Origin of the sequence: Alteromonas aquimaris (genome assembly GCF_026183695.1) — a bacterium.
GTDB classification, from domain to species: domain Bacteria; phylum Pseudomonadota; class Gammaproteobacteria; order Enterobacterales; family Alteromonadaceae; genus Alteromonas; species Alteromonas aquimaris.
In genome coordinates this window covers 322,732-335,471 of record NZ_JAPFRD010000002.1, presented here as the reverse complement: position 1 = coordinate 335,471, position 12,740 = coordinate 322,732, and the positions used below count along the sequence as shown (strand labels likewise).

General features: G+C 44.0%; 11 protein-coding genes. 6 read left to right on the top strand and 5 right to left on the bottom strand.

The annotated features are described in order from the left end of the window. Positions 1 to 141: 141 nt before the first annotated feature. The gene (locus tag OPS25_RS01660) at positions 142 to 597 is read right to left on the bottom strand and encodes a hypothetical protein (RefSeq protein WP_265615909.1); all 456 of its coding nucleotides are present in this window, start codon (positions 595 to 597) and stop codon (positions 142 to 144) included. Positions 598 to 769: 172 nt separating this feature from the next. After that, positions 770 to 1,036, bottom strand: a complete 267-nt coding sequence (locus OPS25_RS01655; protein WP_265615908.1) for a hypothetical protein — start codon at positions 1,034 to 1,036, stop codon at positions 770 to 772. 268 nt (positions 1,037 to 1,304) lie between these two features. Between OPS25_RS01655 and OPS25_RS01650 the strand changes: the two genes are divergently transcribed. Further along, the gene (locus OPS25_RS01650; protein WP_265615907.1) at positions 1,305 to 1,952 is read left to right on the top strand and encodes a hypothetical protein; all 648 of its coding nucleotides are present in this window, start codon (positions 1,305 to 1,307) and stop codon (positions 1,950 to 1,952) included. 154 nt (positions 1,953 to 2,106) lie between these two features. Here the strand turns inward: OPS25_RS01650 and OPS25_RS01645 are convergent, their stop codons facing one another. Continuing rightward, positions 2,107 to 4,488 carry a TonB-dependent receptor gene (locus OPS25_RS01645; RefSeq protein ID WP_265615906.1) on the bottom strand — a complete coding sequence of 794 codons (2,382 nt, stop codon included), beginning with the start codon at positions 4,486 to 4,488 and terminating at the stop codon, positions 2,107 to 2,109. Between the two features lie 323 nt (positions 4,489 to 4,811). On the opposite strand from OPS25_RS01645, the gene OPS25_RS01640 reads away from it, so the two are divergent. The 5 genes from OPS25_RS01640 (at position 4,812) to OPS25_RS01620 (ending at position 11,022) form a co-directional block, all read left to right on the top strand. Next, on the top strand, positions 4,812 to 5,858 hold the full coding sequence (locus tag OPS25_RS01640; RefSeq protein WP_407080204.1) for a Fe(3+) ABC transporter substrate-binding protein: 1,047 nt from the start codon (positions 4,812 to 4,814) through the stop codon (positions 5,856 to 5,858). 84 nt (positions 5,859 to 5,942) lie between these two features. Then, complete coding sequence (locus tag OPS25_RS01635; protein WP_265616136.1) at positions 5,943 to 7,580, top strand: ABC transporter permease; 1,638 nt, start codon at positions 5,943 to 5,945, stop codon at positions 7,578 to 7,580. A gap of 3 nt (positions 7,581 to 7,583) precedes the next feature. Beyond that, entirely contained in the window at positions 7,584 to 8,654 is a 1,071-nt protein-coding gene (locus tag OPS25_RS01630; protein WP_265615905.1) for an ABC transporter ATP-binding protein, read from the top strand. Between the two features lie 416 nt (positions 8,655 to 9,070). Further along, positions 9,071 to 9,784 carry an ABC transporter ATP-binding protein gene (locus OPS25_RS01625; protein ID WP_265615904.1) on the top strand — a complete coding sequence of 238 codons (714 nt, stop codon included), beginning with the start codon at positions 9,071 to 9,073 and terminating at the stop codon, positions 9,782 to 9,784. Beyond that, the gene (locus OPS25_RS01620) at positions 9,784 to 11,022 is read left to right on the top strand and encodes an ABC transporter permease (RefSeq protein ID WP_265615903.1); all 1,239 of its coding nucleotides are present in this window, start codon (positions 9,784 to 9,786) and stop codon (positions 11,020 to 11,022) included. The genes OPS25_RS01625 and OPS25_RS01620 overlap by 1 nt, the downstream gene beginning before the upstream one ends. 406 nt (positions 11,023 to 11,428) lie before the next feature. On the opposite strand, the gene OPS25_RS01615 is transcribed toward OPS25_RS01620, so the two are convergent. Both OPS25_RS01615 and OPS25_RS01610 read right to left on the bottom strand, forming a co-directional pair. Continuing rightward, a complete protein-coding gene (locus OPS25_RS01615) occupies positions 11,429 to 11,617 on the bottom strand; it encodes a DUF3185 family protein (protein ID WP_265615902.1) in 189 nt (62 codons plus the stop codon). 172 nt (positions 11,618 to 11,789) lie between these two features. Further along, positions 11,790 to 12,458 carry a haloacid dehalogenase type II gene (locus OPS25_RS01610; protein ID WP_265615901.1) on the bottom strand — a complete coding sequence of 223 codons (669 nt, stop codon included), beginning with the start codon at positions 12,456 to 12,458 and terminating at the stop codon, positions 11,790 to 11,792. Between the last annotated feature and the right edge of the window lie 282 nt (positions 12,459 to 12,740).

Below are 12,740 nucleotides of genomic sequence, written 5' to 3'. Positions count from 1 at the left end.
ACAATGAAAAGCCACTTCCTTCCCAAGACCTGCGCCAGAAGTGGCTTAACAGTAGCTCTACTGTGATCGACCAATCATGTAAAACTGATGATATTAATTATTCGTGACAACACAAAATTACTACAATTGCCAACCTTTGGGCTATTTGTTTCGGAATTTCATTTCTTGCAATAAGACAGTACTCATTACTGTTCGATACTCTGCTCTATCACCGCTTTCTTTTTCCATCGAATCCAATCCCTTTTTCACCCACTCCATGTACTTCTTGCGGCGTTGCTCATCTTCTTCCACTGTGCCCATATTTTTGAACATAACGGCTAGATAAAGATCAGGCTCATTGTGTCTGGCATGTATATTCGCTAATACCTCATAGCGAGTTATCCAGCCTTCTGATTTAGCAAACTCCATGTTTTTTTTCCATTCGGTAGCTAACCACTTTCCATATTTTAATCGCCCGCCATCAGCCGTTTTGATCCCTGTTACTTCCCAGTATTCACCGCCTATGAAGGGGGGCTCATGGTCATCGGCATATGTGTTTTGCAGTGCCAATAAACTCACAAAACAAAAAACAACTCCTCTAATTAAATTTTTCATCATTTTTTCTATCTCCTTTTATCAGAATGTGTGAATACATTCCTATGAAAAAAAATAGTAGAAAAAATATATTTGTCTAATTTTTAACCAGAATTTTGAGCTAGGATAATGTGCTCTCGGAAGAGGTTCGCACACAGAGAAACCAAGCGGTTTCTCTGTGAGAAGAGGTAATGAGCTAATTAATGTGGGAGTCGTTTTGGTTTAAACTATTAAATTCTTCGTTCAGTTGATATTTTTTATCTGTAACGATTGCTTCTAGCACTTCAAGCCGCTTTTTAATAGCCGAAAATTCGTTGAGCATGTTTTGCTTTTCCGATTTGCCTAATTCTATATTCATTTTTGCCATATCTTTCTTATGCCCTGTCCACATACCTATGAAAACAATGGGTAGTACAAATGCAAACAGAATCACCAAAACAAAAATCATTCCCTCATCCATCATAACCTCCGCAAAATTTAAGTGTAGTTAGTATATTAGATTACTCTCTAAACACACATCGTACCAAAATATTTTTTCAAGTTCTTTCAGATGCTTACAGGCATTTCCTATTAGGAGATTTCACTAAATTTAGTGGATTTCGCTAAAGATTAGTCAGTTCAGGGACCATTTTGCTATGTTTACCACGCTCGAGATAGTAAGCTTTTCCCCAGCCGTAGTGATCTTACCAGATAGTTATGACATTACTGCCTCATCAACATAAAGGGATATTATGACTTTTCACGAATTAACTGCAGCCAGAACGTTTCTTTTACTTCTATTGATAATAGTGGCAGGTGATATGGTATTCGTATTGATGCACATTTTACAAAAGTTGAAGTTCATCGCCCATACTCAGTTTCTTTTAACCACGGACGGGGGATTTGCTGAAGTCTACCAGTACGTTAAAGAGGGCTCGATAGCGGTGATTTTTCTGTGGGCGGCGGTAAAACATCGAATGTTAATATTGCTTGCCTGGTCCGTATTATTTCTATTCTTATTGCTCGACGATTCCCTTCAACTGCACGAAAAAACTGGAGAAGTGTTTGCTGCCGCTTTCGAGATAAAATCAGTTTTCAATTTGGCCCCACGCGATATTGCGCAGCCCTTAGCAGTGTTCTTGTGGGTAACACCAATCTTCGTGTTACTAAGCTACTCCTACTACTATGCTAGCGCTGCCGAAAAAAGAATGTCACATAGGATGATAATGCTAGTAGCGGCAATTGGATTTTTCGGGGTTGGGGTCGACCTTATGCATGCTGCAGCGCCCTGGGGGCTTGGTATGTTTGCATTAATCGAAGAAGGAGGAGAGATGATCGTAATGAGTATCATGCTAACGGTTTGCGCCTATAACTACTTACCTGCGTTCAAACAACCGTGAGCGCTTAGAAAGTATATATCTGAGGTTATTCGGTTTTCGTACAAAATATAGGATAACAGACAATAAAAAATCCACCAGGTCGTCCCTTTGCGACAAAACACTTCTTACCGCTGCTTCAGGGACGACCTTAAGCCCATTTTTCATTTAGCTCACATTAAAAATAACCACGAACACCCAAAGCAATACTGCGGCCTGGGCGCGGAGCTTCATCTTTTAAGAACGAAGTGTGAACCCTCGCTTCAGTATCAGTCAGATTACTTCCTTTTAGATATACAACCATATCTTGCTCATTAAATGATAAGTTGTATGAGACACTGGCATCTACCATTGTGTAACCGTCGGTTATCGTCTCTTGCGCCGCGATCTTATCTTGTTGCTGATAGTGCGTTATATCTAAATGCGCGGCGAAATGTTGTTTTTCAAAACTAAATTGTGAGCCAAATCGAAGAGGAGGTGTACGCGGGAGATCACCTCCTCCTTGTAAACGCGCGCGAACATAGTCAGAGAAGACAGTGGCTTTAAACATTTCTGTCGCCTGCCACGCAACCTGGGCTTCAAAACCATGCAGAATAACATCGTCAGTTTTATAAATATAAACCGGGAGGTCGTCTGCGTGAACATCATCCTCATGCTCTTCATCTTCGCCATGCGCAACTTCAGCAAATAATCCGGTGTTTAATTGATAGTAATAATTGTTGACGTGGTTATAAAAAGCATTGAATACAAAGCCCACATTGCCTTGCTTTTTCCGCAAAGTCAGGTCGATATTGTTGGCAACTTCAAGTTCGATATTGTCATTCGCCACTTCCACATGAATTTCATCTTCTTCATGTAGTTGATATAACGCACCAATTTCATAGCTACCTGAACCTATATGCGGTCCAAATGACAACAACTCAGCGGCAGAAGGAGCGCGCTCTGACCGTGAAACGGATAAACCTACATTATAGCCAGCGGTGAAATCCCAGACTAATCCTGCGGAAAGCGTTACTGGAATAAAATCTTCTTCGACAGAAAAAGTACGAGCGACGTGCAGCTCTTCCTCACCATGCTTAGTTTCACTTTCTCGGTGTCCGTGAAATTCAATCTCGGGTATCGTCACCTTGTCCGCTTCAAGGGAAACCCGTTCGATTCTACCGCCTAGTTGTAGCAAAAACTTTCCTAAATGGCGTTCTTCCATTATTGCTAATGCGAGCATTTTATGAGTAGATGCCGGCGTAAATGCTTCATCACCTTTGGCAGCGATATCACTGTTTTTTACATGTAAGCTGACCCCGCCATTCCATTCAGCAAACTGATCATGCATCAAATCAACTTTTAATTCCTGAGTAGTGCTTTCAAACACCGTTCCCACAGCACCATTTTCAATTTCTGCATGTTCATAATCCGTGAATCCCCCCCGTAAATTAATACGTTTTATCCAATTTCCATCCACCTCAAACTCTCCTAAAATCTGACTACGAGTCTGGGTCAAATCGGCCAGTACACTCTCCTCTGCGACATGGTCTTCAGCATGTTCGTCGGTATGGCCAGGAATACCGTATTCTCGATTAAACTGCTCCACTGCCACGCCGACATAACCTTTATCGAAAAGGTAACTTGATCCCAGCGTCAATCCGTCTGACTGCTCGTGACTATTTTCTACAACATAATCTTCTGTCCCATGCCGCTCATGTCCGCGTTGGGGGGGAACAGGCGTCTCATAGTCATCTGATTCTCGCCAATAGCCATCGGCATAAAACGCGAAAGCATTCACACCGGAAGTGACATTAAATGCAGCCAACTTTTTATCATTTACCGATTCACCTTCAACCAGCCATTCACCTCGTGTAGTTTTGTCAATTGGCACACGGCCGTCTACTACGTTGACGACCCCACCGATGGCGCCACTCCCATAGAAGAGTGTCGCAGGACCGCGTAACACTTCAATTTGTTGAGCTGTTGATGCTTCTGATGCCACCGAATGATCGGGTCCTACTCTTGATACGTCACCTACATCTAACCCATTTTGAGCAATCGTTACCCGTGGCCCACTCAATCCACGAATAATGGGGGTACTGGCAACATTTGCATGAAAGCTAGTATGCACACCGGCGACATCCTCAAGGGTGTCACCCAGTGAAGACGATTGGTGTCGGCGAAGTGAGTCCCCACCCAGAACACTTACAGGAGACGCCGATTCCATTACAGACATATGAACAGGAGTCGCCACTACATCGATAACTTCAATTGGTGAACGCTCCAGTGTAAAGGTGAGTTGTTTAACTTCATTTTCACCTATTGAGATGTCCGCGTGATGGTGAGCAAAGCCGGCAGCAGTAATGTGCAACTCCTGTAGTCCAGAAGAAACCTGTGAAAAGGTAAAACGGCCGTTTTGATCAGTTATCGTTTTTAGATCCGTGCCTTCTACTTTGACAGTAGCATTGGCTACCTTATTGCCATTCGGATTAACCACAACCCCTTCAATAGATTGTGCCACCACACTTACTGGGAAAAAGACGCTCAAGAGTAGTGCTTTTCTAGAAATTCTGAACATAGGCCTATATACCGCAATGTTATACTATATCAATATCGAGGAATGTTATAATGTAACAAGAATAAGGTCAATATTTGCTTTACAGTAGGTGTCTTATCGGGTGAGTAGGTGACCCAGAGATATCAATATCGATTAGACGGATTATACAGTCTGACGTGGAACAACTTGACGCAGTAGCAGTATTTTTAACACTCGAAAGCTTTTATTGAAATTTAACGCCACAAAATGCCATCAGGACGGCAAATCTGCTATTGAGAATAATTATCAATAAGAATACACTTACCCCATCACAACTTCTACAAACGAAGGATTCGATATCTACTATGCATTTACTTAAAAACTGTCATCTATCCAGAGCGTTAGCAATCGGCCTCATTTCGCTAGCCTCCACTTTGTCGTTTATGGGTTCTGTTAACGCAGAAGAAGTGAATGTCTATTCAGCCAGAAAAGAAGCCTTAATTAAACCTCTTCTGGATAAATTTGCTGCTGAAACTGGTATTGAAGTTAATTTAGTAACTGGCACGGCGGACGCCTTGATCAGTCGCCTGAATAGTGAAGGTAAATATAGTCCTGCAGACATATTGATCACGACAGATGTTGGCCGTTTAGTAAGGGCAAAAGAACAAGACTTAACCCAAGCGGTTGATTCCAGTGTATTAGCAGAAGCAATACCGGCTACGCTTCGTGATGATGACGGCCACTGGTTTTCATTAACAATGCGAGCACGCCCAATTATGTACGCTCCCGAGCGAGTTGATGTGGCGAATCTCTCCAGCATGGAAGCATTGACCGATGCCGACTGGAAAGGTCGTATCTGTATTCGCTCTTCCTCCAATATTTATAATCAGTCCATGGTCGCCGCGATGCTGCAGCAAAAAGGACACGCCGAGACGTTAGACTGGGCCAAAAAGTTTGTGAAAAATTTTGCTCGCCCGCCAAAAGGTGGTGATCGTGACCAGATTAAAGCGGTTGTTTCTGGCCAGTGCGATATTGCTATTGCCAATACTTACTACCTGGCGGGGATGCTCGATAGCGCTGACACTGCTGAGCAGAAAATTGCCTCACAAGTCAACGTATTCTGGCCAAACCAAGGCGACCGTGGAGCACATATCAATGTTTCTGGCGCTGCTGTAACCAAAAGTGCACCTAACCGAGGTAACGCTGTAAAGTTACTTGAATACATGGTAAGAAAAGAGGCCCAGGCTTGGTATGCCGAAACTAATCATGAATATCCTGTTTTAGATGGAGTTGAATGGAGTGAAACCTTAACGCAGTTTGGCACCTTCAAAGCTGAAGATATTCCATTACACCGCGTAGGTGAACTTAATGCGGAAGCTGTTAAAATAATGGATAAAGCGGGCTGGAAATAGCCGTTTCACTTTTCACTCTACCTAACCATTACGGGCAGTTATAACCAATTGAGTCAGCAGTTTAGTCTCTCTATATCTTCAACCGTGCGTGCCCTGCTCGACCCTTTGCAGGGCGCACTGTTAATATTGGGTGCAATACTCAGCCTGCCTGTTGTGGTGATCTTTGCCAGTTGGATAGCGCCGCAAACAGAGCTTTGGCAACATTTGCTCAGTACAGTTCTGCAAGACTATGTCATCAATTCGCTACTGCTTGCCTGTGGCGTGGGAATTGGTACTCTGCTTATCGGCTCTACTATTGCCTATATAATTAGCCGCTATGATTTCCCCGGGCGAACTTTACTTCACTGGTTCGCTTTATTGCCACTAGCCATGCCAGCTTACATAATTGCCTATACCTATACCGGCGTGCTCGATTTTAGCGGCCCCATACAGACGACTTTACGTGATAGTTTTGGCTGGGGGTATGGCGACTATTACTTTCCCGATATTCGCTCCTTATGGGGTGCCATAATTATTATGTCGTTGGTGCTCTACCCTTATGTATATATGTTGGCGCGGACCGCATTTAGTGAACAACCAGCCAGTCTTCTCCAAGTTAGTCAAATGATGGGGATCAGTAAATTCAAGTACATCACCCAGGTTTCGCTACCGCTGGCTCGTCCAGCATTATTTACCGGCACAGCATTAGCGATGATGGAAGCCCTTGCAGATTATGGGACCGTTCAATATTTTGGAGTAGCCACCTTCACTACCGGAATATTCAGAACGTGGTTCGGTCTGGGGAATGGTCTGGCAGCGGCGCAACTATCCTCTTTGCTATGCACCTTTGTGTTGATTGTTCTCCTGTTCGAGAAATGGTCGCGCAGGCATATTAAATATTATCATCAGGGGCAACATCATAATCTACAAAAACGTAAAAAACTTACCGGTACAAGGGCCCTTTCCGCGTTTGTTCTTTGTTTAGTCGCCCCCTTGCTAGGGTTTATCGTTCCTACTTTTCAATTATTGTATTGGGCAGGGATAACCTATACCAAAAATGTTGACGCGCAATTTATTACATTGGTGTTTAATTCTTTCTGCTTAGCCTTAGCCGCTGCCCTTATTATCGTCATCTTATCCCTATTGTTTGCGTATACCCGACGCATAAAAAACAACAAATTAAATAATTCCCTGGGACAAACGGTTTCGCTGGGCTATGCCATTCCCGGCACAGTTATCGCCGTGGGTGTGTTAGTTCCGTTAAGCTGGGCAGATAATCTTGTGAACATGCTTTCAGAGCATTGGTTTAATAACAGCGTCGGCTTGATATTTTCCGGCACCTTATTTGCCTTGTTATTTGCTTATAGTATTCGCTTTCTTTCCGTTGCATCACACAACATTGAAGCGGGACTATCACGCATTACGCCAAGTATGGACAATGCTGCCCGCTCGTTAGGCGCTTCGCCTGCGCGGGTGCTTAAACAAATTCATGTGCCGCTGTTAAAAACGAGTGTGTTGAGTGCAGCGTTACTAGTGTTTGTCGATGTATTGAAAGAACTTCCAGCCACACTGATCTTACGACCTTTCAACTTCAATACACTGGCGGTGAGAAGTTTCGAACTGGCATCTGACGAAAGGCTGGTTGATGCCGCCACCCCTGCGTTGGCCATTGTACTGGTTGGATTAATCCCCGTGGTTTTGATCACTCATGCAATTGATAAAACGATAAAAGGAAAATCTTAATTCATGCTGAGTTTGCACAATATCGATATCCGCTACGGAAATTTTTTAGCAGTTGACGGGGTTACGCTGGCGTTAAAACAAGGCGAAATTGGTTGCCTGTTGGGCCCATCAGGCTGTGGTAAAACGTCTATCTTACGGGCGCTCGCCGGTTTTGAACCCATCGGCAAAGGTAAAATATTTTTACGAAACGAAGTGGTGAGTAAACCAAACCATACCATCGCTCCCGAACATCGGCATATCTCAGTAGTTTTTCAAGATTTTGCCCTCTTCCCCCACATGTCGGTGACAGAAAATATTGCGTTCGGACTGCATAAATGGAAAAAAGCGGATCGTCAATCGCGCGTCGACGAAGTGTTACAATTAGTGGGTTTATCGCATGCTTCAAACCGATACCCTCACGAATTATCAGGCGGCCAGCAACAACGAATAGCCTTGGCGCGCGCCCTTGCGCCAAAACCAGAACTGTTACTCATGGATGAGCCATTTTCCAGCCTTGATGCAGAATTACGAGAAGAGTTAGCTAAAGATATTCGCACAATTTTAAAGCGGGAAAATACGAGCGCACTGGTAGTCACCCATGATCAAAATGAAGCATTTGCGATAGCTGATGTCATCGGCGTACTCAATGACGGAAAGTTACATCAGTGGGACGATGCTTATGCTCTTTATCACAAGCCTGCTACGCGGTTTGTGGCAGATTTCGTGGGCAATGGGGTGTTTCTAAACAGTAGGGTAAATGAGCGGGGAAATCTTTCTTGTTGTTTAGGAGAAGTGGCGGTTGATCCTTCTCGTTTGAATGGCTTCCACATCGGCCAGGAAATTGAATTGCTCATTCGTCCCGATGATGTGGAATACGACGAAGCCAGCAATTTAATTGCAACCGTGGTCAGGCGCTCTTTCAGAGGAGCCAACATAATGTATGAGCTTTCCATACCAGGTTCAGAACAGACCATCCTTTGTCTGGCCCCCAGTCATAACGATCATGCAGTGAATGAATCGTTCGGGATAAGACTGGACTTAGCGCATTTGGTAATGTTCGCTAAACCTTCCATGCCCGCCGGCAAGGTTAGGTGATGGCAGTGATAAATGATGAGGTTGCATCCGATAGCCAGCGCAATAGCGTTTATTATTTTGTCCAATATTTTCGCCTACTAGCTGTCATAACACTCGAATACAGAATACCCATTTAACCTTCTCTCAAAAATTTAAACTAGAGAAGTATATTGCCTATCTATCAATGTCTCAGCGCTAATTATAACGGCGATGGGATCCGCCTTCGGCTGAATTATCTGTTTTTAGTGTCCCTGTTCGAACTAACAAAAACATTACCCAATGATTCAAAAAAACAAAGTATATTGATACTGTTATAGACGCACATCATACCAGTCCCTTAAGAAAGGGAGATTACTTCCCGATGTATTAGTATAAAATAATGATCACGAGTCAATGACGTTTTATATAAACACGGTTTTATTTACCTTATAGTTGCAATGATGACATCCGAAACGCCTAACCAGTTAAATCAAAATGCGATTCAAGTGAACAATGTGCTTCACCGTTATAAGACCACAGATGACGACAAAGGTCTGTTTATTGCGCAATGGCGCGTGCAACGGGGTCAACAGGTCTTTTTACACGGGGAGTCAGGCTCGGGAAAAACCACTCTACTGAATCTGCTTGCGGGGGTTTTGACACCGAATGAGGGAAACATTCACATTCTCAATCAACCCTTCTCGACATTGAAAGCCCATAAGCGGGACAAATTTAGAGCAGATCATATTGGAGTAGTATTTCAGCAATTTAATCTTATACCTTACCTCAGTGTGCTGAAGAATATACAACTGGCTAATCACTTTTCTTCTACTCACCTGAATAATGTGGAAGAACGCGCGGCTGACTATGTGCAAAAATTAAAATTACCCGCTAACATTCTTCATACAGCGGCGAATGCACTGAGTATTGGACAACAACAGCGGGTTGCAATTGCACGTGCATTAATAAATAAACCTGAATTGTTATTAGTTGATGAGCCCACCTCGGCGCTTGATGCATCGGCCAAAGACGCTTTTATGAGGGTGTTGACAGAGGTGTGCGAAGCAGCCGGCGCCACGTTAGTTTTTGTTAGTCACGACATGTACTTGCGGCAATTTTTTCCAGTTAGTGTGGAGATGTCAGAGCTGCTTTCACAGAGGGAAGACGTATAATGTTAATGTCGCTTTCCTGGAACAGCCTCAGAAGTAGAAAGAAATCAGTTGTTCTAACCTTCTTTTCGTTACTTATCAGCATAAGTGTACTGTTGAGTGTTGAGCATATTCGTTTGCAGGCAAAAGAAAGCTTTAACCGCACCATCTCGGACGTAGACCTAATCGTGGGGGCCCCAAGTGGACAACTGAACCTGCTGCTCTATTCGGTTTTTAGAATGGGAAGCCCCACCAATAATATCTATTATCAAAGCTATGAAAGGTTAAAAAATCATGAGCAGGTCAGCTGGGCTATTCCCATTTCACTGGGCGATTCCCACCAGGGCTTTCGCGTTATGGGAACAAATGCAGCTTATTTCGCACACTTTAAGTATGGCAATAAGCAAGCGCTAACTTTTGAAAAAGGACAGCCATTTCAGAGCTTATTCCAGACGGTGATCGGCGCAGATGTCGCTAAAAAATTGGGTTATCAGGTAGGCGATGAGGTTGTAATAGCTCACGGTGCGGGCTCCACCAGCTTTACCCATCATGATGACACACCTTTCACTGTAAGCGGTATTCTTAAGTCCACAGGTACGCCTGTCGACAAAACGGTTCACGTAAGTTTAACGGCGATAGAGGCTATTCACCTGCCCCATCCCCAACAGACGAAATTGCTCGAAAATCCCTCTGCAGCAGCCGACCTCGCTCCTGAAAGTGTTACAGCGGTGCTGCTTGGCTTAAAATCAAAGTTTGCCATATTCAAACTTCAGCGCGACGTCAACAATGATAAATCGGACAAATTGATGGCAATCTTACCGGGCGTCGCATTAAACGAATTATGGCAACTCATGGCAACAGTCGAAAACCTTCTTCGCGTAATCAGTGTATTAATTCTTGTTTCATCGTTGTTCGGTTTATCTACCATGCTTTTAGCTTCGATGCAGCAGCGTCAGCATGAAATAGCGGTTTTGCGTGTGTTGGGGGCAGGACCGCACGTAATCTTTACCTTAGTACTACTGGAAGCGCTCATCTTGGTAGTATTAGCCATGCTAGCCGCGACAGGCTTAATTAGCCTTGCAATAAGTCTGTTGAGTGATTGGTTGTCGTCTACCTATGGATTATTTTTGTCCGCTAACATGATGCAGACGGAGATTATTCTGGTATATGCAGTTGTTATAATTGCATCGATAATTACATCCGCTATCCCAGCGTATGACGCTTATAAAAGCGCGTTGCACTCTACGTTATCGGCTAGATGACGAACATTCCCCCATAAATATATGATAAGTCAGCGTGGCAGGTAAGCAAAGTGCTACCCTGTCATACCATTCAACTCATGCGCTCAAGCCTGCGAAAAATGACTATGTACGACGAGCTTACTGCAGCGAGGGGGTGATAATACCCATTCGCACTGATGTTTGCTCACTCAGCGCGTGAGCTTTTACACTTTTGACAAGCCAATTGTGTAAACGTTTAGTGGGTTTTAATCGAGCGCATTTGGTGCCGCTAAAAAGCGTAAAAAAGCGCGCCCAAAGTGAGATAGAGGCGGATATCTATTCTGCGTAGCATTGCCTCGAAAGGCTTAGCATCCTTTACTTTTCACCAAAACGTCTTGACTAGATACCCGCCTTTATCTCTTCGCTGATCTGATATCAATATGGTTTGTTATTTAACTTTGAATAATCCAAGTAAAAAGCAAATACCGCCCCCCACCATACCAGCCCACGCTTCCCAAGGCGTTTCACCATCAAAAGCGCGTCTAAACTGAGAGCTGGCGGAGTCATAAATATCGAAGCCCCACCAAGCCAGGGCCACACCCACGACAATGAGAATTATTCCAATTATTCTGCTCATTTAATCACCTTCAGGGTACTAAGTTTTATGTTCTGCCTTTACAATAATTCACATGAATATGGCTGTCTACCACAAAAAAGTGGCCGTATACTTTGCTCGATTTATTAGAACTGTACCGGGTTAGCGCTTAGGCTCTCCAATGCTGCAAAATTTAGCTTGGTGACGGCTACAATTAGCCTATAGCCTCGACGAGCTCTTCCAACGAATTCACTCTAAGTGTTGATTCTGCTGCCAATGGATATTGACATTTTCCTTCACGGGCAACGAATGCGGTCTGCAACCCAGCACTGGCCGCACCTGCTACATCCCAACCATGGGCAGCTACCATCATACACTCTTCAACCGCGACGCCTATTTTCTGGCATGTCCATTGATACACCGGAGGGTGGGGTTTAAACAGGCCTATTTTCTCCACACTAAGTATCTCGTCGAAATATTTGGCTAAACCAGCATATTCCAATTGCTCGCACAATCCTTCAGTGGGCGAATTAGACAATGCGACTAATTTAACCCTTGCCTGACTTAATGAACGTAAGGCTTTTTCAGCATCTTCATAGGCGGGAAGTGTGGTCATGGCATCGCTAATAACTGATTTGGCGTGATCCAACGACAATGACAACCCTTGAGTATGCGCCACAATTTTAGCGGCAGCCGCGCCGATTTGGGTAAAATTGTGCTTTTCGCCAATAGCGGATTCAACAAGTGAATGATGAAGCAACGTTGAAAACCACAGTTGAACCATAACTTCTTCGTCATTGAAAAGCTTCGCAATCGCCGGTTTTGCATGGCTCAAATCCAGTAGCGTTTCATTCACATCAAATATTAGCGCGGATGGTTTCAATACGATCGACCTCAAGAGCAAGAATATTGGATATATAACTCCTACCCAGTTGTTTAGATCATTCCAACCGTAACTGGTACTACGTTGTTTTTTGCACCATATTCGTACCGAGGAGGTCCTCCGCCGGCGCGGAGGATGACAAGGTATAGCTTCGCGGAGGATGACAAAGTATAGCTTAGCGGAGGATGCCAAGGTATAGCTTCGCGGAGGATGACAAGGTATAGCGCGCTGAGAATGACAAGGTTTGGCGCGGGGAGGATGACGTAAATTTCCCAGCAGCAT